This is a genomic window from Gracilibacillus sp. JCM 18966 (genome assembly GCF_055392695.1).
Genome location: NZ_AP043883.1, coordinates 1,462,703 through 1,486,824, shown reverse-complemented (window position 1 = coordinate 1,486,824; position 24,122 = coordinate 1,462,703). Strand labels below are relative to the sequence as shown.

Genomic DNA, 24,122 nt, shown 5'->3' with positions numbered 1-24,122 from the left:
TCACCTCACTGTTCTTCTTTTTAATAAATAGATGAAATAAGGGATTCCTATAATAGCAATGACAACCCCTACAGGTAATTCAACTGGTGAAAAAATCGTCTTTGCGATGAAATCGGCCAAGGTAACTAAGACAATACCAATTAAGCCAGAGATGACTAATACATAGTTATGATGTAACCCGATCAAACGTCTTGCCATATGTGGTGCGAGAAGACCGATAAAGCCGATACTACCAGAAACAGCCACACATGCACTGATCAAACCAATACTACAGAATAGCCAAATACTTTTCTCCCATTCTGTAGCAAGTCCTACGTTCTTGGCAGAATCCTCCCCTAAATAGAATAAGTCTAGGTTAGCTGATCGAATAAAAATAATAGGTAAAAGAAGACAAAACCATGGCAATATGGCTATTATTTTTTGCCAGTCTGCATTCCAAATTGTCCCTGTCATCCACATTGTTGCAGCTTCAAAATCTTGTGGATCCATTTTTAAGGAAAGGTATAAGGTTAAGGCACCTAATCCCGAACCTGCTGCAATTCCAACTAATAATAATCGATTTGAATCTAATCTCCCGTTTGTCCATGAAAAACTATAAATAAATATTGCGGTGAAAATCCCACCAATCAGGCCAAATATAGGCATCGCAAAAGTTGCCATGAATCCTGCTTCCATACCGAGCTTGCTTATCGTATACATATACAGAACAATCGAAGCACCCGCACCAGCATTGATCCCTAGTATTCCTGGATCTGCTAATTCATTACGGGTTAATGCTTGAAGGATGGCACCAGCTATCCCTAGTCCCAAACCAACTAATATACCGATGACAATACGAGGCAAGCGAAAGGTGAAAATGACTAGTTGATTGTCATCACTTTCATCCATCCTTAATAAAGTGCGAACTACATCTGTTAAGGTCATCGAAAACTCTCCGTAGGTTAAGCTAAAATAAAAAACAAGTAAAAAGCCAAGAATCAAAATGGTGCTTATTCGAATAAACTTCCGGCCTTTAGCTTGATTTTGCTGCATATGAGCCCCCTCCTCTACTTTTAATTAGATAGAGAAAGAATGGAACACCTATTGTGGCAGTAACTACACTTATTGGTGTCTCAAATGGATAATTTAAGAACCGACTTCCTATATCCGCAAAAGCAAGAAAAACGCTGCCTAACAACCCGGCAAACGGAATAGTCCATTTGAAATCTACGCCAACAAGAAACCGGCTAATATGTGGAATGATCAAACCGACAAATCCGATATTTCCTGCAAGTGATACTGAACACCCTGTCAAAATTACTACAGCTAAACCTGCCAATAGTTTGATCAGTCGATCTCTTTGTCCTAAACCTTTGGCCACATCTGTCCCTAAGGATAACACCGTCATTTGCTTTGAAATGGCAATCGCAAGGAAAAGTCCAATACAAGCAAAAGGCAAGACGACCTTTAATAAAGTAGGCTCCAATTGGTGGAGTCTTGCATTATACCAAAAGCTAATATTTTGCGAGGTTTGAAAATAGGTGGCCAACGCGGTAGCTACACTACTTAAAAATGTTCCAATAATCGTACCGATGATGGCCATTTTCACTGGCTTAAGGCCATCAGGCAAAGAGGATGCAAGTAAAAAAACCACCCCTGCTGCTATTGCCGAACCAAGGAAAGAAAACAGCACCATTGTTATATTGGATTGATTCGGAAAAAAGATCATACAACAGGTGATCATAAGAATGGAGCCATCAGACACCCCCATAATAGAAGGAGACGCAAGATAATTTCTTGTCATCCCCTGCATGATCGAACCAGATATCGCCAAAAAACAACCAATAAGAAGTGCACCTAATGCTCGTGGAATGCGAGAGAAACGGATTATTTGATGATCGACATTTTTTTCATCAAATTGGAAAATCGCCTCCCAAATCACATCCACTGGAATGGCTTTTGCACCAAGTAATATGGAGCAAAACATCGTGCTTATGATGACGACTGGAGCTATGATGAAAATGACGAATGGTATGAAGGTTTTGATTTTTCGCATAGCTCCTACCCCTTTTTACTCTACTAACACATTCTCTTTGAATGCTTTTAAAAATTCGATTTTACTCCAAGCTGTGCCGCCCTGTGCAAGCGGATCTACCACATTCACATAGACTTGATCGTTCTGTACTGCTTGTAGGCTTTGCCAAATTGGATTGACCTCTAAGTCAGACAGTGCTTCTGGATTATCTGCATTTTCTGACTCGGCATATTGAACAAAAATATAGTCTGGGTTTACTTCACTAAACTTTTCTAGCGAAATAGCTTCTTGTGCTTCCGCTGCTTCGACTACAGATGGAACCGCCAGACCAAAATCCTCATACAAGGAAGGATTAAAGAATGTATTCTGAGAATAAATCATAATATTCCCACTCCTAATTCGAACAACGACCGCTGTCTTATCCTGTAGCTGCTCGGATGCTTTTGCTTGAATCTCTTCTAATTGTTCGTCATAGTCAGCTAGAATTTGCTCTGCTTTTTCCTTGTCTCCAGATAGCTCGCCCATTAACAAGAGGTTGTCCTTCCAATCAGTAGATAGGTGGGATACTGGTATGACGGTTGCTATTTCATTAAGCTTTGAACTTACATCCTCAGGGAATTTGGTTGTGCTTAGTATAACGTCAGGGTTTAACTCCAAAATCTTCTCTAGGTTTGGCTGTTGCTTTTCTCCGATCGATTCAGCTGAACCAACAATCTCTTGATATAATTCTGAAAACTCACCACCAACGGAAATGGCACCGATTGGCTCTACCCCTAACATTAAGGCATCCTCCATTGCTTCTAAACTTCCTGTAATAACAATAGAAGGGTCTTTTGGCACTTCATAGGTCTCTCCTAAATAATTTATTTCAGTTGATTGACTAGTATCCTCTGCTTCTTCTTTTCCGCTACTAGAATTTGCTTCTTGCGTCTCTTCTTGTCCACAGGCCACTAATATTGTGAAAAGTAGTATTAGTAGCATGAGACTGATCCATTTTTTTAACATCTATCTATTTCCCCCTTCGAATGACGATATTAATAATCATTCTCAATGGTAATACAAAAAAGAAATCCAATCCATGGACAATCTACCTGTTCCTATTTGGACAAAATTCCTCTAAGGTAAAAGGACGCTTAGTACGATGATAACCATTCTGTTAACTGATCGAGAATACGGTCATGTGCAATCGCTGAATATTCAAACCAAGGGTCTGTTGGTATCAGGTGTACATGTTGATGTTTGACTGCTTTCAATCTATTCCACTCAGCTGATATCCTTACCTCCTGCCAGTCCTGTAGGGTTTCTTGCTCATGGCAAATCATGAACAGAATATGATCAGGATTTGCTTGATCAATTTCCTCTAATGATATCTCATGATCACAGATCGTTGTCCCGAGCGCTGATAGTAAACCTAATTCGCCATAGAATAATTCTGACATCGTTCGATTGCAATTCACATAAAGAGACTGTTTAAACTTTCTAATGAACAAAAAAGTTGTCGATTTGTATTTAGTTTGCAGTTGTTCTCTTACATTGGCCACTTTTCTATTAAATTGATTGAGCCAATCAACTGCCTTCTTTTCCTCGTCTAAATATTTTGCGATGAACATTAGTTGTTCCCGCCAAGTTTGCTTTCCATAATACATGCTTAACACCTTCGTTTGATCAGAAAGCTTTTCACTAATTTCTAATTGATCCCTTCGATCTGAAATAATGATGTCTGGAGAGAGATCAATCAGTGTATCGAGATTCGAATCCTTTCTTTCATTGATTTTATAAGCACTTAAATGGACAGGGATATCGACTCGATAATTTTCGTAATAGTAAGGTGTCCACTTTGGATGTAATGGTGCCGCATAAGGAATAATATCTAAGGCTAGTAATTGTCCGATATAATTCCGCTGACTCACTGCTATTTTTCTTTTATATCGAAGTCTATACTCACTAGGGGCGTAGCCTGTCTTCTTCTTAAACCATCTACTGAAATAATATTCGTCCTGAATCCCTACATGTGAGGCAATGTCTCGCAGCTTAAAATCTAATGTTATCAGTAGTTCTTTTGCCTTTTTTAGTCTCTGATGATGTAAGTATTTGATAGGACTCAGGCCAAACTGCCTTTTGAAACGATCAACAAAATAATGCTCACTCACCTGAGCCATTCTAGCTAAATGTTCAATCTGAATATTTTTTGAAAAATGTTCGTCAATATATTTTTTTGCTTCTATCAATCTATCCTCTAAAGAAATAGATAGCTTTCTTTTCATCGTTAAAATAGAATAGATCATTTTTTGAAATTGTATTTGTAATTGTAATGCTAATATTGGATTATCGTTTGGGTCCATACTGTTCAACTGATAGCAATATCTCTGGACTTGCTCAGGCTGGACAACCATTTTCCTCTCGGCTTCTAGCGGTAATTCCCCATTCATGTTGAAATGAAACAAAAAGGCATGTATATCCGGTTTTAGCGTTAGTGCATATGTCTCTTCAGGCTTACAAAGATATGCTTCCCTTTTGCTTATCTTTGTTTTTTCCCCATTTATCGAAATCCAGCCACTCCCCTTTGGAAAATAAAGTAGTAGATAATCCCGATTCCATGTATGCGTAAGCTGATAGTGCTTGTTAGAGTTCATAGATTCCACTCGTTTTAGTGTTACGAACACCGGTAACAGATCAAGCTGTTTTATTTCATACACACTAAACCCTCCCTTTATTGAAAATGATTCTCATTTACAATATACCATAAACCTTCAGGGGGCAGTTAACGGAATCTATTAGGATGTTTTTCATATAAAACTAGAATCGATAATCAAGTTAAATGCTATCTTCCTTGTTATTCTGCTATGATAAGAGGAAGCAGACTAGAAGGAAGGTATCTAACTTGAGATATAGCTATATCTATTTTTCATTCGTATTTATTTTACATATTATTTCTGTCTTTTTTCCGAGTGAAACATTTTCTTATATGCTAGGAATTCTTGCTTTTACTATGCTTATGTTAAGCTTTGGATCTGCTTCCAGACTCTTTAAAATCCTTGGTATTTCCTTTGTAATCGTAGGGGCAATCTTTTTTGCGACAACTGACCTAGCCTTATTAGATATACCACCAATGCTAGAAGCAAACCTCTCGATCCTAACACTATTAGCGGTTCTTCCATGGATGAATAGTGTTGTAACAGCTGGTAGATTTGATAAACTGATACAAAATTTATTACGGGGAAACGTTCAGAATCTTGGTGCTCTCTATCAGCGGAGCACTACAGCAATGATGTCTCTAACAGCCTTTTTAAACGTCTCATCTGCTACGATTGCACAAGATGTTTTAGTAGAAAACTTGAAGCCAATCCATAAAAAAGTAGCAGATAAATTTATTATGATGACAACAATGCGTGGTTATTCCCTTGCATTGCCGTGGAGTCCATTGGAAGTCTTACTAGCTTTATCTATTTTTATTACAGGGGTTAAATATGCGGAGCTTCTACCGTGGATGATTATGATCACGGTTTTTATGTTCATTCTTGATAATGTTTGGGGAAGGTTATATTTTGGTAAAATAGACTACCCTAAAGATAATCAAACAATAAAAGAAAAGCAAAACAGTGAAATTCGACCAAAAATAATCCAATTAATCATTGCATTGGGAAGCTTCTTAGCACTTGTTATTCTATTAGGCAACTGGTTTCATTTAGAATTTATTTTTATTGTTACGATACTGGTTTTACCGTTTGCAGCATGCTGGGCATTTGCTATCAGAAGGAGCAAAAGCTTTTGGACAATTGGGTGGAATAAGTGGAAATATAGTATGAACAACATGCATAATTTCATTGTCCTATTCGTTACTCTCGCTTTTTTTACTGGTAGTTTAAATGATTCACCTGCATTAAACTTGATTCAAAGACCTATTATTCTAGTAGCTGACTATCCAATTGTTCTATTAATCATGATTCAAGTATTATTTATGTTGATGAGCATGTTCGGTGTACATCCTGTCGCTACAATGGGGGTTATAGGTGGTATTAGCACAATGCTTATTGATATTCTAAATCCGCTCAGTCTTGCGATTATTTTGGTGACAGCAGGGGTTTCTACCGTACCAATTGGAACTTATGGACTTGTTGTTACGATTACATCTATGAGTCTAAGGCAAAGTCCTTACTTGATCACCTACTATAACTTAATCTATTCCTTGATTTTTGGTACTGTTGGGATTTTAGTTGCTTACTTCGTTTTAGGTTAACGATACTGATTTTACTTGCAATAGTCATTCTTGTATGGAGTATAATATGTGCTAAGACAAACAGTAAAAAGCAGGTGAACTCAAATGAAAGTCACAGCAAAAATGATTGCAGAACAATTAGGTATGTCAACAGCAACTGTGGACCGTGTTTTGAATAACCGAAAAGGTGTTAGTGAAAAAACGGTTCGCAAAGTCCGTGCAAAAGCAAAAGAATTAGGCTATCGACCAAACCGAGCAGCGAAGTTTTTGTCAACACAGCGATTGATTCATATTGCTTTTATATTACCAGTCGTTCCAGATTATTTCTGGGGAGAATTAGACAAAGAAATCAAAAAAGCCGCTTATATGTATGAGGATTTTGGCTTTAATATTGAAGTGCATCGTATTCATACAATTCCTAACAATGAACAAGTTCAATATTTAGAAAAGCTGATCGAAAAGGGAAAGTATGATGCATTTGCAATTGCTCCTCATGATGCTGGTCCATTTGAAGAGCTAATAAACCAAGCTATTGAAGCAAATATACCAGTCTTTACTGTCAATACAGACGTTCCTAACAGTAAACGAATTGCCTATGTTGGGAGTAATTATTTCGATGCAGGCTATTTAGCAGCGGAGCTTATTTATCTTTTCAAGGAAAATCTAACAAGTGTCATTCTAATTAGAGATCTAGAAGATACGTTTCAAATGAAACATAAGGAAAGGGGCTTTCTCGCCTTTTTTCAGGATCATGATCTAGATGTTGAGATCCAAACACTATATTTTAGCCAAAGTGCGTACACGAATAGTCAGCATATAAAAGAGGTAATGGAAAAGGAAGCGGATACGTTAAAAAGGACGGATGCCATTTATGTTGCGAGTGGTATTCTAGGTGAAATCAAGAACTATTGGTCATGGTCTACAAAGCATATCATAATCGGCCATGATATTAATCAAGCCATTTATGATTCGATGAAAAAAGGTGTGGTGACAGCAACGATTTGTCAGGATCCAATGGCACAAGCTACTATTACCTTACAGAAGGTTACAGATTATATGCTGGAAGAGCAAAGTGGTCAAGTAGACGATCATATTGTGAAGCTTGAAATCGCAACAAAAGCAAATGCAAAATATTATCTCGATACAGCTAACAAATAATATTAAGGAAAGACGAATACCCTTGTTAAACATTCGCCCCAAAAGTGGAACAAGATAACGAGCTACTATTAGCTGGTTAGCTTTTTAGAAAAACTCGCATTCGCTCGTCCTTTGGCGAATGCCTAGTTTTGCTTATACTTGGCACCTTAAAATTCCAGCTACGTCGAAAAGCTACTGTGTAGAAATTTTATACTTTCCTAACGTATAAAAAAGGCTGTCTTTTTTAACGGACAGCCTTATAAACTTAATCATTTATCTCAATTAAAAACACTTTCCACCTTTGATTGGTATAAATCAGAGTACAGTATATCAAGAGTGTAACAATAAATGCCTTGTTGCTCTCTTTCATAATTGCGCCAATTAATTTTGTTAAAAGCGATATTTTAATTCTTTCTGTTTTCTTAAGTGACACACAATTCCATATAAATTCTATGCTTAAACCCTTTCATCTTTGAAAAACTTTCCTTTTTTCGCTTAAACTCTGTAAAACCCAATTTTTTATATAATCGATAAGCAACCTTATTTGTATCCACCACTTCTAGAATATAACGATGATAATCCTCATTCTCTAATACGTAACTCATTAAAGCAGTTGAAACACCTTTACCTCTAGCTTTAATTGAGGTAGCAACACATTCAATATAACCTGTATCATCTTGATAAGGCAATTTTTTATTAAATTCATCTTTCATAAAATGATAGGCAATACTACCTGTAATAAGGCCAAATGATTTTCTCAATAGTGCTTTATCAATTGTCACTGCTCGTTTCTGGTTATTGGAACAAGCAAGAATTCCAACGATTTCTCCTTCTAGAGTAGCAAAGTAAAAAACATCCTGACAGATCATTTTCTGAAACGCTTCTATTAACTTCTCTCGATTGTTTGAAAGAAACGTTAAGTCTTTCTCATATCCATCAACAAAAACAGCTGCTACCTCCCTGGATACGTCTCTTTTAGCCTCTCTCATTGGTATTACTTTAATATCATAATTTTTCATTTAATTTCCTCCCCAACAATTAACTGACCATTCGGTTTATTAATGTTTATTTTAAAGGGGCTGGGACATAACTAAACAGCAAACGCTATAATCCGAACATTATTCTGCTTTAGCGTAGTCAAAATACGGAGACTCCTGTGGGAACAGCACGAGCTGAAGCCGTGCCCACGGAAAGCGGAGTATTTTGACGGAGCGGTATCCGTGCAGAAATATTAACGTTCGGATTTTCCTTTCTTTACTTACTCTTTCGTCCCAGCCTCACTATCTTTTAATATTCCTTTTAGGAAGACATCTATTGCACTCTGATAAAGCATGAGAAATTGTTTGTCACTATAACCAACGAATTGTGTAATACTTAAACCTGTAAGTGTACTGTATAAAATATAAGCTAAACCATCAGGGGATTGGTTACTTTTAAATTCTTTACGGCACATTCCCTCGTCAATAATTTGATAAAAAACTTCATATTCCGGTTTTATCAAATCAAATAACTTATTTTTGAGCACTTTGTCTATATTTTCAGTGGCCATGTATTCTGGAACTGCATGTGATAAAGGATTTTGCATATCCGAAGCATAGTATTTTGCAAGAAGGTAAAGTTTTTCTGTTGCCGTTTCCACCTTATTCGCATGATCTTCCCATTTTGTTCTCCAAACCTCTGAAGTTTTTTCTACTGTATATAGGAACAACTCTTCTTTGCTTTTAAAGTGATAGTAGATACTGCCTTTGCTTATCTCACTAAACTCCCGAATATCTTCCATTGAAGTTCCAGCATAACCTTTTTGTTCAAATATAATTTTTGCCTTTTCAGCAATCAGTTCCTTAGTTTTTTCCCCTTGCCCTCTTGGTCGAGCCATAAATTTTTCTCCTTTATCTAATAATGATATTTTTTAAACTGACCGTTCATTTTATTATTATAGAATAAGATAACTAAAAATTCAAGCCCTTCTTATTTACTTAAATGCTTTCAAATTTCCATACTAAAGATCAAGGAACTAGAATAATTGCAGATGCCTTTTATTGAGTGTAGAACCATAATAAAAGACATATAGAGTTAATTAGGTATAAAGTGGACAAAAGAAGGAAAGAGGAATACGCAATGGAGGGGGGTCTTTTCAACCCTCTTTCTACGCTACTCGATCCACTTCAAAGCTGGCAATTTATTTTTATGAGCAAAAAAATGATTGACGTTCATCACTTTATGTCTTATGATATGAACTAACAAAATAAAACGCTTACAAATTGCGTTTTAGACAAAGAAGTGACTAACACTTCTTTCTATTTATCGACATAATGATTGACGTTCATCAATTATGTGAAAATTCCGACAAAAGTAGGTGGTTCGTATGGGACAAAAGAAAATCATTCAAATTGGGACAGGAGGGTTTGGATTATCTTGGTTAGAAATCTTAGATCAACACAAGCAAGTTCAGGTTGTCGCAGTAGTAGATGTCGATGAGACCAATCAACAAAAAGCAAAAGAGCTATTAAAGGATTCTTCTATTCAACTTTTTTCCGATTATGAGCAAGCTTTTAAAGAAGTAGATGCAGACATAGCTGTCATTATAACACCTCCACAGACACACAAAAAGATTGCGATCTCCGCTTTAGAAAACGGCCTTCATGTATTTATGGAAAAACCAATCGCACATACAAAGGAAGATGCTATCGCGCTGACAAAGATGGCAGTAAAGTATGACACCTCTGTCATGATCAGCCAAAACTATCGTTACCGACCAGAAATACAAGCAATCAAGAAGGCAGTAACCGAGGATCTTGTAGGAAAAATTGAATACGTGGAATGGAACTTCCAAAGGGCTACAAAATTCGGTGGTTGGCGTGATCATTACGAAGAAATCATCGTAGAGGATATGAGCATTCATCATTTTGACTTAATGCGTTACCTATTAGAAAAAAATGCCACAACGGTTTATGCCAAAAGCATTCGTCCAACATGGAGTTGGTTCCATGGGAAACCAACCGTTAGTATCACTATGACGTTTGAAGATGTGCTTATTAATTATTTTGCTAGTTGGGTAACAAGTGGACCAGAAACGTCTTGGAATGGGGATTTTAAGCTGTACGGAGAGAAAGGAATTATTGCCCTTATCGATGACAAACCAGTACGAATACAAAAAGATAACATGAAAGAATTGCCAATTCCAAACATGCCCGTTGTCGACAGGGCTTATTCCATTACGGAAATGGTCAATGCATTAGACGAAAACAGAAAACCACTTACAGACATAACCGATAATATTCATAGCTTTCAAATGGTAAGTGCTTCACTTGAATCCATTAAAAACGGGAGAGAAGTAAATCTTAAGGAGGAAGTATGATGAAAAATTGGGTATTCTTTTCACTTGTCGGTCTGATGATGTTTGTCTTAGTAGCTTGCTCCGGTGATTCAAATGAAACCGGAAATGAGGAAGGAACAGGAAATGGGGAACAAGTAACGATAAAAATCTGGGATTACTTAGAGCCTGGTTCATCTAGTGCAAGAGAACAAGAAGCATTGATCGAGAAATATGAAGAAGAAAATCCAAATATCACCTTCGAAAGAACGTACATGCCATTTGCCGATTTAAAAACAAAATTACTACAAGGATTAGGAGCTGGAGATTTACCAGATATCGTTGTGATTGACAACCCTGATCACCAATCATTTGCTCAAGCAGGTGTCTTCGCAGATATAACGAGTAAAGTAGAAGAATGGGGTGAAGCAGATCAATACTTTGAAGGTCCAATGGCTTCTGCCATGTTAGATGATAAATATTATGGCATTCCAAACAATAGTAACGCACTGGCAATTTATTATAACAAAACCATGTTTGAAGAGGCCGGGATTGAAGAGGTTCCGACAACCTGGGAAGAATTTCGAGCTACAGCCGACAAACTAACAAATGGAGATATAAAAGGATTTGCGATGTCTGGTGTAAAAAGTGAAGAAGGAACCTTTCAATTTTTACCTTATTTATGGCAATCTGGTGCGGATTTAGACAGTTTTGGAAGTGAAGAGGCTAAAAGTGCGCTGAGTTATATACAAGGGATGGTTGAGGATGGCATCATCTCCTCTAATATGATCAACTGGGATCAATCCGATGTACTCGTTCAATTCCAAACAGAAAAAGCTGCCATGATGGAAAATGGACCCTGGCAAATTCCAATGCTCGAGGAGGATTCACCAGACTTAGAATGGGGGGTTTTCCTCATGCCTGCTGGAGAAGCTGGGACTGCATCTATCCTTGGAGGAGAAAATTGGGCGATTACCGCTAATTCTGAAGTACAGGATGAAGCTTGGGAGTTTATTAAATGGACACAAAAGCCTGAGATACTAGGTCCGATGCATGAATTAGGGGGAAGACTTCCTAGTCGAGCAGATGTTGCCAAAAACGAGCAATATGTGTGGGCAAAGGATGAGCATGTCAAAGTGTTTATGGAGCAATTAGAAACGGCAAAGCCAAGAGCCTATGGTACCAATTATCCTGAGATTTCTACCCATATACAAGAAGCTATCCAACGTGCAATGACTGGTGAAGAGGTGGATACCATCATGGAAAGTACAGCAGAGGAGATCAAGGCATTACTTCCAGAATGATAACATTATTCATTTCTAACTTGTAATAAGAGAGGGGTGAAGCTCCCTCTTTTGAATATAGGAGGTTTTAGACATGTACGGGCACTTACGTAATAAGGCACCTAAATACCTGTTCCTACTACCAGCCCTAGTCTTTGTGTTAACCTTTATGATCTATCCTATTATATATAACATTTTTGTCAGCTTCCAAAATCTAACACTGATGAATTTACAAACAGGAGCAGAGTTTGTTGGACTGGACAATTATGTCAACATCCTGCAAACAGACAAATTTGGAATCGCATTAAAAAACACGTTGATTTATACCTTCACCTGTATTGTGTTCCAAGTAGTGATCGGTTATTTACTTGCTGTTTTTCTTAATCAAGATTTTCCTTTTCGGAACTTTTTCCGTTCGATTATGCTGTTGGCATGGATGACCCCATTAGTAATTACAGGCTCTCTTTTTACATGGCTATTCGACGTAGACTACGGGGTATTTAACTATATCCTTACTTCTTTAAATATTGTTGATAACCCGATTAACTGGCTAGGGCAAAAAAATACAGCCTTAGTTGCCGTCATTATTACCAATATTTGGATAGGAATTCCTTTTAATATGATTCTAATCTTAGCTGCCATGCAATCCTTACCAAAGGATGTGTATGAAGCGGCAAAGGTTGATGGAGCGAAACGAATCCAAACATTTTGGCATATCACACTACCATTGCTAAGACCACAATTATTAGTCATTTTAGTTTTGGGGATTATTTATACATTTAAAGTGTTTGATCTGATTTTAATTATGACTGGTGGTGGGCCGGTTAACGCTACTACTGTTTTACCATTCTATGGCTATGAACTAGCATTTGTAAACTTTAGCTTTGGTGAAAGTGGCGTTATAGCAACAGTCATTCTGATCATTTTATTATTGATTGCTTCCATTTATCTTTACTTGATTAAAAAGGAGGAAGCACAATGAAAAATAAGTACAGTGTAAAGCAATATTTGTTACTTGTTTGTGCAATTGTTATTACAGCAGCTTTCCTTTTCCCTATTTATTGGATGATCACCACTTCAATAAAACCGATCCAAGATGTATTCGCATCACCACCGATGATTATTCCTGAAACAATCAAATTCGATGCCTACATCGATAATCTAATTAAAGATCAAAGTCTATTACCATATATTCGAAATTCTTTTATCATTGCTGCCGGAACAGCAATCTTTACCCTTATATTAGCATTACCATGTGCGTACGCATTAGCTCGATTTAGACTAGCTTGGGCGAATGGCTTTCTCTTAATCTTACTCGTGACACAAATGATACCAGGTATTATGATGGCAATGCCGCTTTACATTATGTTTAGCAAATTTGATTTAGTGAACAGTTATTTAGCATTAATTGTCGGAAATACGACAACAGCATTGCCATTCGCCATTGTGATCATGCGGCCATTTTTTCTAGCGATTCCAAAGGGGTTAGAGGAAGCGGCAGTCATTGATGGTTGTAATACATTTACTGCCTTTGTCAGAATTATCCTACCACTAACAAAGCCTATTATTCTAACAATTTGTACATTTAGTTTTTTATTCGCTTGGGGAGATTTAATTTTTGCCTTAACACTTGCGACAGATGAAGCGGTACGACCACTTACAATGGGGATACAGAAATTCATCGGTCAATACGGAACACAGTGGGATAACTTAATGGCTGTTTCTACTATTGCAGCAGCACCCATTATCATTATCTTTCTATTATTCCAAAAGCACATTGTCAGTGGGATCACTGCAGGGTCAGAAAAATAGCACAATGGGGGTTATACGATGAAACTAGGTGTTTTTACCGTACTATTTTCAGAGATGAATTTAGAAGAAATGCTAGACCATGTAAAAGCAAAAGGGATTGATACAGTAGAGATTGGTTCTGGTGGATTTGTTGGGGATGCACACTGCAAACCAATCGAATTATTAGCAGATAATAAAAAGCTCGAAGCATTCAAGCAAGCTTTTGAGAAACGGAATATAAAGATTAGTGCATTAAGCTGTCATGGGAATCCTTTACACCCTAACAAGGAGGTGGCGAAAGACTTCCATGATAAATTTGTCGCGACAGTCAAGCTGGCGAATAAATTAAATATCGATACGGTTGTTACGTTTTCCGGCTGCCCTGGTGAATCCGAGCATTCTAAGAATCCCGTATGGATCACCTGTCCTTGGCCGACAGATTTTTCAAATGTAGTGGAATGGCAATGGAGAGAAAAGGTGATTCCTTACTGGAAGGAGCAAAATGAATTATTGAAGCAACATCATGTGCGAGTGGCGATTGAACCACATCCAGGTTTTGTTGTCTATAATAATGAAACAGCGATTAGGTTGCGAAAGGAGTGTGGGAACCAAATTGGAGTGAATTTTGATCCTAGTCATTACTTCTGGCAAGGAATGAATCCTGCTCAAAGCATTAAACAAATAGGAGACGCGCTTTACCACTTTCATGCAAAGGATACCCAGATCGAGCCTCGGAACACAGAACTAAATGGAGTGCTTGATACGAAAAGCTATAAGGATATTGCCAATCGTTCATGGGTCTTCCGCACCGTAGGTTATGGCCATGATGAGCAAGTATGGCGTGATATTATTAGTGCCCTACAGGTTATTGGATATGATGGTGCCATTAGTATCGAACATGAGGATGGGCTGATGAGCATCGATGAGGGCTTCTCTAAGGCAGTTGTATTTCTTAAGGATATGCTGATTGAGGAAGGTGCGAAGGAATTGTGGTGGGCTTAAATAGCAAGCTGAAGTAGAACAGATTTAGACGACCTACAGAACTTATCGTTACTGTAGACGTCTTTATTTATAACGATGCACAATGAGTTTATTGACTTTATTCGAAAACAATTTGCATATTGAGAGAAGATTAAAATAGGAGGTTTCTCTTTTGGCTCATTGTGTGCTAAGAACGTTTCACACAATGAGCCCATTATTCTGCGCTTTCATAAGGTGAGCTTAAGCTTGTGTAACCTCGGAATCTGCTACTCGTACTATCCTTTCAAACTTTCTCAAACTAAAAAACATCACAATAAATGCAAAGATGCTCATACTGAAGAAAGGAATCAACCCTGGAACAAACCTAAGCATAAAATATAGAATAATAACCCCTGCCACCATACACACCGTATGGATCGGCTGAACAAATAGGAATAAAAATGCATTTTTAAACATTTGAACCATACTCCCATTAAAATGTACATATACCGGAAAAACGTAAAGACACATACAAGCAAATAAGATCGTAACAAGCAATAGGATATAATAGCTAAAACGAATGATTGGCTCATTTACTACTTCTGCGATCGAAAGATTAATAAAAAGAAGCAAACCAGATAAAAACAGAATAGCTCCAATCACATTACTTCTGACAAACTCTTTCTTATAGGCAAACCAGAAATTTTTTGTAATGGGTATGTCACTATAGCCTGTTAGCCATTTTCGAACAATATAAAATAAAGCGGTTAATGCTGGAAAAAAGCCAAAGATAAATAGCCCTATGACAGTATAAAAAATGGCTAGTAGATTCAAATAAGCGAGCTTCATAATAAAATCCGCTAAACGATATATTCTTTCCATGCCACTTGATTCCAATAAGATTCCCTCCTACTCTTTCACCGATCCTAACGTAATTCCATGTATAAAATAACGCTGCAAGAATGGATAGACGACTAGTACTGGTATCATCGCAATAAATATTTTTGCAGCATCTAATGTTCGATTCGATAACTCACTCATTCGCTTATATTGATCCTCTGTCATCGTAGAAGGATCAACCGAAACAACTAATTGTTGAATATAAGTTTGTAATGGGTAGAACTCCTCTCTTGTCATAAAAATTAACCCATACAGAAATTCATTCCAGTGATACACAATACTAAATAGCGAAACTGTTGCCAAAACCGGAATCGACAAAGGGATAAACAGTTTAAACAAAATATACCAAGGACCTGCCCCATCCACTAATGCCGCTTCTTCTAATGATTTAGGTAAATTTCTGAAGAAGTTAATGGTTAAAATAATATTAAAAACAATCGTTTGTGCTCCCCCTACTAACACCAATGCCCAAATACTATTCATTAAATTATATTCCTGAATCGTAATATATAGTGGAATGAGCCCTCCATTAAACAGCATCGTAAAAATAACGGTCCACATCAACACATTTCTACCTCTAAAATCCTTTACTGTTTTCGATAAAGGATAAGCCATTAATGGTACAATAATGAAATTCAATCCTGCGCCAAGCACTACCCGTTGTACCGAGATCCAAAAAGACTTAAAAAATTGACTATCCTGCAATAATTGTTTATAGGAATCAAAATTAAAATCCACCGGCCACAGGGCCACGGCTCCTGCAGCAGCAGCTGTCTTTGAGCTAAGTGACAGGGATAATGTATACCAAAGTGGCAAAATACATGTGATCGCAACGATCACTAGGATCGCTATTAAAATAGCATCTGTCATTTTGGAAGATAATGATTTACTCCGCAACATATGCTTATCCCTCCTTTAAAAGATTCGATAATTGGTAAACTTATAGGCTAAGAAATAGGAAAGACTGATTAAAATAAAGCCTGCCACAGATTTTAGTAGCCCTACAGCTGTCGCTAATTCATATTGTAAATTTAATAATCCAGCACGATACACCCATGTATCAATAATATCTCCCGTCGAATAGACGAGTGGATTATAAAGGTTAAATATCTGATCAAATCCTGCATTTAGCACATTTCCTAGACTTAATACAGCTAGTAAAACAGCAGTGGTTCGTATGCCAGGTAAGGTGACATGCCAGAGCATTCTAAATCTAGAAGCCCCATCAATTCCTGCTGCCTCATACAGGGCAGGATTAATTCCAGTTAGTGCAGCTAGATAAATTATTGTATTAAAGCCGAATTCCTTCCACACATCACTTCCTACTACTAGAAAAGGAAAGAGATCTGCTTGGGCAAAAAACAGAATTGGTTCGACACCAAATATACCAAGGAGCTGGTTAATCGGCCCCTGATAGGCAAATATATCTAGCAGCACACCACCTAAAATAACCCAGGAGAGAAAATGCGGTAGATAGACAATTGTCTGAATCGACCGCTTTAAGCCGATATAGCGTATCTCATTAAGCATTAACGCAAACACTAATGGCACAATTAAGTTTCCAATAATTTTCATGATGGCAATGATTATCGTATTATAAAAAACATTTAGTGTATCACTAAGTGTGAACATGTATTTAAAGGTTTCGAGTCCAATAAATTCTGATCCAAGAATCCCCTTGCCCGGGTTAAAATCCTGGAAGGCAATCACAATTCCAAACATCGGAACAATACTAAATAACACTAACCATAAGAGCCCAGGAGCCATCATCATATAGTAATGCTTCGCAAATCCTTTTGTCTTCATCACCCACACTCCTAAAAACTTTTAGATATAGATATCAGTTAAGGCGTCGATTAGCTTCGACGCCTTCTCTATTATTTACTGCGCAATTTCGGCTACTTCGTCGGTAATTTGCTCACCGCCTTGACTCTTCCAATTTTCCACAAACTGATCAAACGCATCTAGCGGTTCTGTACCAATAATAATTTTCATAAAGGTTTCTTCTTCGAGCTTTTTCAGGTTCACCCAACGATCTTCCATTGTTTTTGTTTGGGAATAAATTAAGCTCTTTACTCCTTTTATTTCTGTGTCCACTAGTGGTGCTGTCCCTACTAAAGCCGAATAGGCTCTAGTCCAATACCCCAAATTCGCATCAGGATCCCAATATTGAATATCCGTATTATCGTACGGCTCTAGCTTCACCTCATGGATCTGATCCACATCTGATTTTAATAGTTTATATGCCGGCATATTGTAATAATCCTCAGGTTCCTTCGTTCCGGCCAACACTTCTCTTAGCGCAATGGTAGTAACCTCCATTTCATCTGCTGGTGCATAAACTAGCCGTAGTGGATAATAGCCTGGCCCTCCAATACTTGGGTCAAATTCTGATTCATGTGCCAACAAATTATTTAATATTTTCATCGCTGCTTCTGGATGCTCATATCCTTTTCGCACGACGACATATTGTGTTGTTGTTGTGCTTAAGTGAGGAGTATATTCCCCATTTGCATCCAATGGTAGGGCATAGGACTGCCAATTAGCGTCTGGATTATTGGTAATAGCATCCGTAAGTGGACCATATGGCATCCAAAACGGACCGAAAAACATTCCAGTATTCCCACTAATAATCGATTCACCTGAATCCTCACGCACGCCCATTTCCGGGTCAATCAATCCTTCACTATACATATCCCGTAGAACAGCAAGAGCTTCCTTTGTTTCCGGTAATATCGAACCATAAACAGGTTGCCCATCATCTCCTTCTATCCAGTAACCTGGATAGGCGTGTAATGCAGAGAAGATGCCGTCAAAACCGTATAAATTGTTCGTTGATTCTAGAAAATTGGCATAGAGCTTATTGCTCGTATCCGGTCCCGCTAACCCAATCGTGTCATCACTTCCATTCCCATCTGGATCTTGTTCGACAAAAGCTTTGGCCACTGCCTTAAGATCCTCGACGGTCTTTGGCGGTTCTAATCCGAGCTTATCCAACCAATCCTTTCTTATCCACAGGTTATGAACACCATCTGCACCAGCCTGTGAATTTGGTATTGCCATGATTTTCCCATCAAAAGTGGCATTCTCCAATGCTACCCCTTCCGAGCTATCAATGATTTCCTTAATTGCAGGTGAAGCATAATTTTCATAAACCTTTGTTAAATCTGCTATCTGATCAGCCTCTACCATTTGCCTAAGCTCTACTGGCCCAACTACCATCGCATCAGGCAAATCATTACTTGCAATGGCCAAGCTTACCTTTTGATCGTAATTGGCAGGAGATGCTGTAAAGGCATGTTCCACATCAATATTTAAATGCTCCTTTACATGACGTGTATACTGATTATCTAATGGTGTGTCCCCATCCTGTAAGCTGGTGTCTGTTGGATCTACCTCCTGTCCAATCGCTATGGTAATCGGCTCTTCATATTTACCAAATGGATCCATATCTCCAGTTGTTCCTGGCTGCTCTCCAGACCCTTCTTCACTGCTACTTTCCTTGGAGTCACCGGTGCATGCTACTAAGAATAATGAAAGAAAAATAATGAAAACACCTAAGAACTTTCTCCTCATCTTGCCATCCCCTTTCTAACCTTTTTATTTTCACATCTATATCGTAGCATTTTTGTAAGCGTATTCAATCAGTGAAATGTTCCGAGATTATAGGGGGTAATTGTTCTATTCTTCATCGATGTCCTTTTTTGTGTTTAATTCCGAAACAATCGTCTCCTGTTTATCAAACAAATTTCCTCCTGCGTATTTTTTTCGATAAGCACTTGGTAGGAAACCGGTTGATTTTTTGAATACTTTGCTAAAATATTTGACATCGGTATAGCCTACTTTTTCAGCGACTGTGGCAACCTTCTCATTAGTATGCATGAAATAATCCATTGCCTGCTTCGTCCGTGCTAATCTTACATATTCATGAAAAGTTTCCCCCATCACTTGCTTAAAACAGACACTAAAATAACTTCTGCTCATATGAACCTTTTCTGCGACATCTGCTGCCGTTAGATTAGTAGAAAGTTGCTCATGAATGATCGAAACAGCCTCTAATATACTTGCGGTTGTTTCCTTTGAGACGGATGGCCTATACATTGCACGAAACATACTATCCTGTGCTTCATTAAACCATTCTTCCACCTCTACCCAGTAAGAGAAGTACTCTGGTAATTCTAATGGCTTCATCGTCAGAAGAGAATATATTTTTCGGCATTCCCCTAATCCGATCATGAGCAATTCATTCAACTTGTGACTTGTAAGTCGTAAATGTTGAAGTCTTGATAGAATGCTAGCTAGCACTTCCTCGTGAAACACCCATTGCATTGCTTTAGTATCATGAATTAGTTGCTCTATTTGTCGTTGCTTTTCTTCTTTGTTGTACTCGTGCATCCTCACTTTTTCCAACGGTATACATGTAATTGACTGGTCTGATGTAGTTTCATAGAAAAGCAAACGATCCTTATGTCGTTGTAGCCATTGCCTTAAATCATCTAACTTATACTTTTTTTGTTCATCCAGTTCAATGATTAATAAATAATCCTTCCTATTCATTGAATACAGTCTATCTAGAAACCGTTCATCCTTAGACGGAACAAATAAGGCATCTGTTTCAAGATAGAAGAATTCCTTTTGCTTGCATGTATTCTTGATCATATTGACATAGCCTTCTAGATCACTTTCGCTGATCAGTATCCAGCCATTTCCTATTGATGATTCTGGGGGTATCGTTTTATTCGATTGCTCACTCTGTATACGATTATGAATTCTTTCCAATGTTTCATCCATACTATTCGTATCGAGCTCCACCTTCGCAATATAGTCAATCGCACCTAATCGCATCGCTTCTTGAATATATTCAAAATCCTGATGGAGGGACAATACGACAATAAAAACAGAGGGATACCATTGCTTTACCTTACGAATTAGTTCAATACCTGACATTATCGGCATCGCTAAATCAGTGATGATTAGATCTACCTTTTGTTCGCGTAAAAATTCCAATGCCTTCTCCCCATTTTTGCTATCTCCAACAATCTCCATATCAAACTTAGCCCAGTCAAACGCTGTGATTAGACTTTTTCTAACCAATTTATCATCTTCTACTAAAAGCACCTTGATCATGAAAATTCCTCCCCTATTGGTATAGTCAACACAACATCTGTCCCATCGTTAGTACTACTGAAAATATCGATACTTGCACGCCCTTCATACGTTCGGTCCAATATTTGTTTAACATAATGTAGTCCAATGCCCATTCCCTTTTCTTTCTGCTGATCCTTCTGCCAAACCCTTTGAATATCCTCCTCACTCATTCCTCGACCATTATCACTCACCTTTATCATCATATTATGAGGGTCATTCGTTATGGCAATTCGAATAGAACCATCATCCTCTAACCCATGATAGATAGAATTTTCGACAATTGGCTGTAGAATAAATCTAGGAACGGATGATTCTAGCAAGCTATCAGCTATGAATAGCTCTATTTTATAATCAAAATCATATCTAATTTGTTGGAGCTCTAGGTATTGCTTCACTGAATCAATCTCTTGATTTAAGGTGGAGGAGTTCCCTAGCTTCCCCATGTTATAATAAAGTAATTTATTTAATGCTGTTAATAAATGGGTCACCTCTTCTTTGTTACCGGCTACAGCCAACCATCTTGCTGTGTCTAATGTGTTCATGAGAAAATGTGGATTTATTTGATGCAATAGCTTCTCGACTTCTAAATCAGCACGGTTTCTTTCCTTTTGTTCAATCGCTTGGATCAAATTCGTTATTTGTTTTTTCATTTTACGAAAATGACTGAGCAAATCGACAAATTCGGGGATTTTCGTGCTAACTACTTCTGAGGCAAAATTATGGTTACTCATCAGCTTGATCTCACTGTTTAGTTGATGAAGTGGTCGGTAAAAAGTCTTCCATAGCAACAACCCAACAATTAAGCTAACCAATACGAATAGAATAGCCATATAGAGCATTAGGATCATCCACTCGTTAATCTCCTGTTTATACTGAGCAATAGAAATAAGGGATACCACACTCCAGCCACGATCGGTTGTTTGTTTGAACCAATAATAGCCGTTTCGTGTCCCATCCTCGTCCAAATGCTCTTCACGGAAAAATGGTGTTTGTAGTGGAAATTCCTCTTGCTCCTCACTGTAAATGACTTCATTTTGCTTGTTGAGAAGTAAATAGCTTGTATGATTGAGGACATTGTCTTTTTCTACTATATTTCTCGTTAAATCTAAATTTGACTCCATATATAAATAAACATGATTTTCATAATCCATATCTAACTGCCTTACTGTCGATAATACATACTTGTCATTGTATCTTTCCATGCTTACATGTGGACCGAAATTATCAATTTTATATCCTTTAATAAATAAAGGTTGATTGCGCATATGAAATTCATCCTTGACCCCATGACTATTAAATAAGTACTTGTTCTCTTTCTCTACATAAATAAGGGAAAGTCCAATATTTGGATTACTAAAGGTGATCAAATTCAATTCATTTTTAATATCTTCATAGAGTCTTGTTTTCTCAAGAGAATCCTCCATTTTGAGGTAGGTTTTTAATCGAAATTGGATATTTTCAGAGAAATCAATCTGTTGCGATACATAGTTCATATCATTGATCGTATTTTCGATAGTAAGACTAATTTGGTGTAAGTTACTGTTGAAGTTTGTATGAAGTTTATTCGTTAAAATGGTTGACATCGTGTGATAAGAAAATAGCACTGTAAACATTAAGGGTATAAATGTACTAATGGCAAATAGAATGGCAATTCTACTTTTCAAGCTTAAGGATTGTAAATCATTGCGTAATTTGTTTAATCTCTTCATTTATTCCACCTCTTAGGAAAGCGTTTTCATTAAAGAAGACACCAAGCTGTGGGGTTTCTTCTTCCCCACTAGTAACTGTGATAAAAAAAGCTATTGTTACTTTAGCACGGAACATGGTTCTTTTCAATATAGAAAAAGTGCGGGCTAGCCCTCTGAATTTTTGTTTCGTGGATGAATCTTAACGTGGTGGTTGGCTTATCCTTTTATCTTGGCCTTTTCCCTCCATAATTAAGAATCCCAGAAGTAGATAGTTACCTCTGGGATTACTGGTTCATCATTTATTTTCTGCTTCGAATTTTTTCATAAATGCAACGAATGCTTCTACACCTTCCACTGGCATTGCGTTATAGATACTTGCACGCATTCCACCAACAGAGCGGTGACCCTTTAATGTTTCTAGTCCTTCTGCTTGTGCCTCTTTGATAAACTTAGCATCTAAATCGTGATTCGGAATAACAAAAGGAATGTTCATAATAGAACGACTATCCTCAGCTACTGGAGATTGATAAAAATCGGATTGACTAATATAGTCATAGAGTATAGCTGCCTTTTTCTCATTTCGCTCTTGCATTGCTTTCAGTCCACCAAGCTCCTTCACCCATTCGAAAACTAGCTTTGCCATATAAATAGCAAATGTTGGTGGTGTATTATATAAAGAACCACTTTCACTATGTGTTTTATAGTCTAGCATTGTTGGGCAAATGTCCTTCGCATTTCCTATTAGATCTTCTCGGATTATAACCACCGTTAATCCCGCTGGACCAATATTTTTTTGTGCCCCAGCGTAAATTATACCAAATTGCGATACATCGATTTCTTCTGATAATATATTTGAAGACATATCCGCAACGAGTGGGACTTTTCCTGTATCAGGAATCTCTCGGAAGGCTGTTCCTTCAATCGTATTATTCGTTGTAATGTGAACATAATCCGCATCTGGGTCTAATGTTGTTGGATCTATATTTGGAATATAGGTAAAGTTATCATCTTCAGAAGAAGCAATGACATTCACTTTACCGTATTTTTCTGCTTCCTTCATCGCCTTTTTGGACCAGGATCCTGTATGCACGAAATCCGCTTTGCCATTTTTCATCAGGTTAAGTGGCACCATGGCGAATTGCTGTGACGCACCACCTTGAATAAATAATACTTTATAATCGCTTGGAATATTCAATAATTCACGTAGTAGTGCTTCTGCCTCTGTTATGATTTCTGTGAACAAACCAGAACGATGGCTAAGCTCCATCACAGACATACCTGAATCGTTATAGCTTGGTAATTCCGCTTGTGCCTTTTCTAATACTTCTAATGGTAGCATTGATGGACCAGCAGAGAAGTTATATACTCTTTTCATCTAACCACACTCCTTGAAATGATTATAAATAGAAAGAGGTAAGGAATAACTCCTTACCCTTGCCCAGGCGAGCGGCTATCGATACTATGTGCTCCCTTACGGTTTTCCGCATCTCGCCAGTTACACATAGCCTTCATACTTTGTGATAATTTTAACAATATTTTGATAACTTTTCAATCCTAAATTCGCAAAGTTTGTTAACAATTTCGAGATATTTTGACGAAATATTGACTCGTTTCATGTAAATACATTCCTTCCACCCATCAAACTATGATAAAATTTATGAGGACATTTTTA

21 protein-coding genes and 1 riboswitch are annotated in these 24,122 nt (G+C 37.6%); of the genes, 7 read left to right on the top strand and 14 right to left on the bottom strand.

All coding sequences use genetic code 11. The annotated features are described in order from the left end of the window. The 4 genes from ACZ5N5_RS07205 to ACZ5N5_RS07190 form a co-directional block, all read right to left on the bottom strand. The gene (locus ACZ5N5_RS07205) at window positions 1–1,032 is read right to left on the bottom strand and encodes a FecCD family ABC transporter permease (protein ID WP_109983157.1); all 1,032 of its coding nucleotides are present in this window, start codon (window positions 1,030–1,032) and stop codon (window positions 1–3) included. Next, a complete protein-coding gene (locus tag ACZ5N5_RS07200; protein WP_464373552.1) occupies window positions 1,013–2,035 on the bottom strand; it encodes a FecCD family ABC transporter permease in 1,023 nt (340 codons plus the stop codon). The genes ACZ5N5_RS07205 and ACZ5N5_RS07200 overlap by 20 nt, the downstream gene beginning before the upstream one ends. 15 nt (window positions 2,036–2,050) lie before the next feature. After that, window positions 2,051–3,019 carry an ABC transporter substrate-binding protein gene (locus ACZ5N5_RS07195; protein WP_464373551.1) on the bottom strand — a complete coding sequence of 323 codons (969 nt, stop codon included), beginning with the start codon at window positions 3,017–3,019 and terminating at the stop codon, window positions 2,051–2,053. 128 nt (window positions 3,020–3,147) lie between these two features. Next, window positions 3,148–4,710, bottom strand: a complete 1,563-nt coding sequence (locus ACZ5N5_RS07190) for an AraC family transcriptional regulator (protein WP_464373550.1) — start codon at window positions 4,708–4,710, stop codon at window positions 3,148–3,150. Between the two features lie 185 nt (window positions 4,711–4,895). On the opposite strand from ACZ5N5_RS07190, the gene ACZ5N5_RS07185 reads away from it, so the two are divergent. Both ACZ5N5_RS07185 and ACZ5N5_RS07180 read left to right on the top strand, forming a co-directional pair. Further along, on the top strand, window positions 4,896–6,251 hold the full coding sequence (locus ACZ5N5_RS07185) for a hypothetical protein (protein ID WP_109983161.1): 1,356 nt from the start codon (window positions 4,896–4,898) through the stop codon (window positions 6,249–6,251). An 84-nt stretch (window positions 6,252–6,335) separates the two neighbouring features. Beyond that, window positions 6,336–7,388 (top strand): LacI family DNA-binding transcriptional regulator, encoded by a 1,053-nt coding sequence (locus tag ACZ5N5_RS07180; protein ID WP_109983162.1) that lies wholly within the window; start codon window positions 6,336–6,338, stop codon window positions 7,386–7,388. A 401-nt stretch (window positions 7,389–7,789) separates the two neighbouring features. Here ACZ5N5_RS07180 and ACZ5N5_RS07175 read toward each other — a convergent pair whose 3' ends face one another. Together ACZ5N5_RS07175 and ACZ5N5_RS07170 are read right to left on the bottom strand one after the other, a co-directional pair. Continuing rightward, the gene (locus ACZ5N5_RS07175; RefSeq protein WP_054860130.1) at window positions 7,790–8,386 is read right to left on the bottom strand and encodes a GNAT family N-acetyltransferase; all 597 of its coding nucleotides are present in this window, start codon (window positions 8,384–8,386) and stop codon (window positions 7,790–7,792) included. A gap of 239 nt (window positions 8,387–8,625) precedes the next feature. Next, a complete protein-coding gene (locus ACZ5N5_RS07170) occupies window positions 8,626–9,243 on the bottom strand; it encodes a TetR/AcrR family transcriptional regulator (RefSeq protein ID WP_464373549.1) in 618 nt (205 codons plus the stop codon). Window positions 9,244–9,732: 489 nt separating this feature from the next. Between ACZ5N5_RS07170 and ACZ5N5_RS07165 the strand changes: the two genes are divergently transcribed. From ACZ5N5_RS07165 to ACZ5N5_RS07145, 5 genes are all read left to right on the top strand, one after another. Beyond that, complete coding sequence (locus ACZ5N5_RS07165; RefSeq protein ID WP_109983164.1) at window positions 9,733–10,725, top strand: Gfo/Idh/MocA family protein; 993 nt, start codon at window positions 9,733–9,735, stop codon at window positions 10,723–10,725. Next, window positions 10,725–11,984, top strand: a complete 1,260-nt coding sequence (locus tag ACZ5N5_RS07160) for an ABC transporter substrate-binding protein (RefSeq protein WP_054788310.1) — start codon at window positions 10,725–10,727, stop codon at window positions 11,982–11,984. Before ACZ5N5_RS07165 ends, ACZ5N5_RS07160 begins: the two co-directional genes overlap by 1 nt. Before the next feature lie 73 nt (window positions 11,985–12,057). Then, entirely contained in the window at window positions 12,058–12,945 is an 888-nt protein-coding gene (locus ACZ5N5_RS07155; protein ID WP_109983166.1) for a carbohydrate ABC transporter permease, read from the top strand. Beyond that, complete coding sequence (locus ACZ5N5_RS07150) at window positions 12,942–13,775, top strand: carbohydrate ABC transporter permease (protein ID WP_464373548.1); 834 nt, start codon at window positions 12,942–12,944, stop codon at window positions 13,773–13,775. Before ACZ5N5_RS07155 ends, ACZ5N5_RS07150 begins: the two co-directional genes overlap by 4 nt. 18 nt (window positions 13,776–13,793) lie before the next feature. Beyond that, window positions 13,794–14,756, top strand: coding sequence for a sugar phosphate isomerase/epimerase family protein (locus tag ACZ5N5_RS07145; protein WP_464373547.1), 963 nt, complete (start codon window positions 13,794–13,796; stop codon window positions 14,754–14,756). 219 nt (window positions 14,757–14,975) lie between these two features. On the opposite strand, the gene ACZ5N5_RS07140 is transcribed toward ACZ5N5_RS07145, so the two are convergent. The 8 genes from ACZ5N5_RS07140 to serC all read right to left on the bottom strand — a co-directional run bounded on the left by ACZ5N5_RS07140 (window position 14,976) and on the right by serC (window position 23,825). Beyond that, window positions 14,976–15,611, bottom strand: a complete 636-nt coding sequence (locus tag ACZ5N5_RS07140; RefSeq protein ID WP_109983171.1) for a YesL family protein — start codon at window positions 15,609–15,611, stop codon at window positions 14,976–14,978. Between the two features lie 12 nt (window positions 15,612–15,623). Further along, complete coding sequence (locus tag ACZ5N5_RS07135; protein WP_109983172.1) at window positions 15,624–16,514, bottom strand: carbohydrate ABC transporter permease; 891 nt, start codon at window positions 16,512–16,514, stop codon at window positions 15,624–15,626. Between the two features lie 15 nt (window positions 16,515–16,529). Then, the gene (locus ACZ5N5_RS07130; protein WP_109983173.1) at window positions 16,530–17,420 is read right to left on the bottom strand and encodes an ABC transporter permease; all 891 of its coding nucleotides are present in this window, start codon (window positions 17,418–17,420) and stop codon (window positions 16,530–16,532) included. Between the two features lie 75 nt (window positions 17,421–17,495). After that, window positions 17,496–19,190 (bottom strand): extracellular solute-binding protein, encoded by a 1,695-nt coding sequence (locus ACZ5N5_RS07125; RefSeq protein WP_054788313.1) that lies wholly within the window; start codon window positions 19,188–19,190, stop codon window positions 17,496–17,498. A 105-nt stretch (window positions 19,191–19,295) separates the two neighbouring features. After that, window positions 19,296–20,741, bottom strand: coding sequence for a response regulator (locus tag ACZ5N5_RS07120; protein WP_464373546.1), 1,446 nt, complete (start codon window positions 20,739–20,741; stop codon window positions 19,296–19,298). Further along, window positions 20,738–22,471: a sensor histidine kinase gene (locus ACZ5N5_RS07115; RefSeq protein WP_054788316.1), complete on the bottom strand. Its 1,734-nt coding sequence runs from the start codon at window positions 22,469–22,471 to the stop codon at window positions 20,738–20,740. Before ACZ5N5_RS07115 ends, ACZ5N5_RS07120 begins: the two co-directional genes overlap by 4 nt. Beyond that, window positions 22,443–22,598 carry a hypothetical protein gene (locus tag ACZ5N5_RS07110; RefSeq protein WP_277678406.1) on the bottom strand — a complete coding sequence of 52 codons (156 nt, stop codon included), beginning with the start codon at window positions 22,596–22,598 and terminating at the stop codon, window positions 22,443–22,445. The genes ACZ5N5_RS07115 and ACZ5N5_RS07110 overlap by 29 nt, the downstream gene beginning before the upstream one ends. Window positions 22,599–22,745: 147 nt before the next feature. Beyond that, window positions 22,746–23,825, bottom strand: a complete 1,080-nt coding sequence (gene serC, locus ACZ5N5_RS07105) for a 3-phosphoserine/phosphohydroxythreonine transaminase (RefSeq protein ID WP_464373545.1) — start codon at window positions 23,823–23,825, stop codon at window positions 22,746–22,748. Window positions 23,826–23,879: 54 nt separating this feature from the next. Next, window positions 23,880–23,959: riboswitch (ZMP/ZTP riboswitch) on the bottom strand. Window positions 23,960–24,122: the final 163 nt, after the last annotated feature.